We start from the raw sequence: 1,220 nt of genomic DNA on the forward strand, positions 1-1,220 counted from the left end.
GCCGGAAGAATATCGGCTGATGGCTGAGAAACCGGAAATCTCAAAAAGTGTGTGGAACTAAAGCTGGGATACTTACAGGTTACTGGGCGGACTGAATTTATATCAATATGCGCCTAATCCGTTGAGTTGGATTGATCCACTGGGGTTAATGGTTCTGTATCGGGGAATGAGTCTTGCCGAATATACTGAATTGATTAAAGATGGAACCTGGAAGGCGGGTCAAGGTACGATGGAGGGGAAATGGTTTGCCGAGTCGTATAAAGATGCTGCTACATGGGGTGAAAAAATGGGGCACGGTGGCGATACATTTAGGATTGTGCAAATAGACGTTCCTGATGATATCGCAAGTAAAATGCATTTAGATCCTCATTTGGACGGTATTGGCCCAGCGAGATATGCTCAATTGGAAGATCTAAATACCCCAAGAACAAAGATTTCGTGGAGTAAAAAAGTTACTTCAGGAAGATGTTAACTCAGTAGGAGGAAATAATGCATAATGTGAAAGTTGAATGGCTATCTTTTGACGAAGGCGGTAGGGAAACTGTTCCCCCTAAGGGAAAATATTTTTCAGTAGCAAGATTCGCTGAAGATATTAACTGGCAGAATAATGCATGGAGTGTTGTTTTTGAACTTGAATCACCAATTTATGAAAATGGGAAAGATATAAGTTTAGGGAGAGTTGCTTTTTTAGTCGATAGTGCCCCTCAAGAGCGAATGCTAAACCATTCATCTTTTGATATTTATGAAGGGCCTAAAAAAGTAGCGAATGTTTATTTACGATCGAGCTAACTAGCTATATCTAATTAAATACCTCAGATCCGTCCGTACTTGGGGCCCGCGGCCATTTCCTCCAAAAGTCTCACCTATGACATAAAAACCATTACTTATCATGCTTTTATGGTCTTGTCGCATTAACATTGTTGTGTCGGCAAAAATTGTGTTGCCTGTTTTTTAGGCGGCCAACCAATAAAATTGTTCTGCCGGTGATAGATGCTCTCCGGCAGGGTGCTGAAGTTGCCCTTTACGTATCATATGAGCCTATTCTGAACCCTCGATTTCACCCACTGGCATCTCCAACCGCAAATCCACCCATCGCCCATGCGGAATATCCACCGGCTGACCATCGCTGTAGCCGTCCCGTTTATTCTGGGCAAATGGCGGTGAGTTGGGTGTGAACAGTGATCAATCAGAAAAATCATCATCCCTGCTCCGCTGCAGGA

General features: G+C 43.3%; 2 protein-coding genes and 1 pseudogene. 2 read left to right on the forward strand and 1 reads right to left on the reverse strand.

Annotated elements, in window-relative coordinates:
- Positions 1-166 precede the first annotated feature (166 nt).
- Together DBA33_RS20210 and DBA33_RS20215 are read left to right on the forward strand one after the other, a co-directional pair.
- Positions 167-472, forward strand: a complete 306-nt coding sequence (locus tag DBA33_RS20210; RefSeq protein WP_162975261.1) for a hypothetical protein — start codon at positions 167-169, stop codon at positions 470-472.
- 17 nt (positions 473-489) lie between these two features.
- On the forward strand, positions 490-789 hold the full coding sequence (locus tag DBA33_RS20215; protein WP_049600329.1) for a hypothetical protein: 300 nt from the start codon (positions 490-492) through the stop codon (positions 787-789).
- A gap of 162 nt (positions 790-951) precedes the next feature.
- On the opposite strand, the pseudogene DBA33_RS20220 reads toward DBA33_RS20215, so the two are convergent.
- Positions 952-1,035, reverse strand: a pseudogene (locus DBA33_RS20220) (IS6 family transposase); the annotation flags it as partial.
- Between the last annotated feature and the right edge of the window lie 185 nt (positions 1,036-1,220).

The organism is Yersinia sp. IP36721 (assembly GCF_003634395.1).
Classification (GTDB): Bacteria; Pseudomonadota; Gammaproteobacteria; order Enterobacterales; family Enterobacteriaceae; genus Yersinia; species Yersinia entomophaga.